Annotated in this window: 1 protein-coding gene; it reads right to left on the minus strand. The window is 42.4% G+C overall.

Annotation, left to right across the window (positions count from 1 at the left end; translation table 11 throughout):
• A partial coding sequence (locus tag ACVC08_RS00100) for an AMP-binding protein (RefSeq protein WP_452600487.1) occupies positions 1-677 on the minus strand: 677 nt, incomplete at its 3' end.
• Positions 678-719 lie beyond the last annotated feature (42 nt).

Below are 719 nucleotides of genomic sequence, written 5' to 3' on the forward strand. Positions count from 1 at the left end.
CCTAAGTGTGCTTTGGCTATAACTACAGCTTCTTTTATGTTTGCTTGGTTGTTTAATGCGGTCTCTATCTCACCTAATTCTATTCTATAGCCGCGGACTTTAACTTGGTCGTCTTCTCTGCCTAGGTATTCTATTGTGCCGTCTGATAACCATCTGGCTAAATCGCCTGTGTTGTACATTGTACTGCCTTCTTTGTAAGGGTTAGGCACGTAACGTGCTGCCGTTATTTCTGGCTTGTTTAAATAGCCTTGTGTGATGCCTTCGCCTGAGAGGTAAAGGGTACCGATTGCGCCTAATAGTACTAATTGGTGCTCCTTGTCTAGTATATAGGCTTGGGTATTGGCTATTGGACGCCCTATTGGGATGCTTGTGTTATAGGTTTTGCTTTTATTTAGTTTATAATGGGTGCTGTATGTGGTGTCTTCGGATGGACCGTACAGGTTACGGACTTCTGCTCTTGTGCGTTGTAATTGTTGTGCTATTTCTAATGGAAATGGCTCTCCTGCTAGGTTTATGATACTAACTGGGCTTAAGTCTACGCCTTCATCTAGTAAGGTTCGTATACTGGATGGAACTGTATTTATAACAACGTCTTTATCGTTGTCTAGGTGTTTGGAGATGTCTAAGGCATTGTTTAACACGCGGATGGTTTTCCCTACGGATAGGGTGTAGAACATCTCGTATATGGATAAATCAAAACAGTGTGAGGTTGAGGCATA

It is taken from the genome of Pontimicrobium sp. MEBiC06410, from assembly GCF_053601615.1.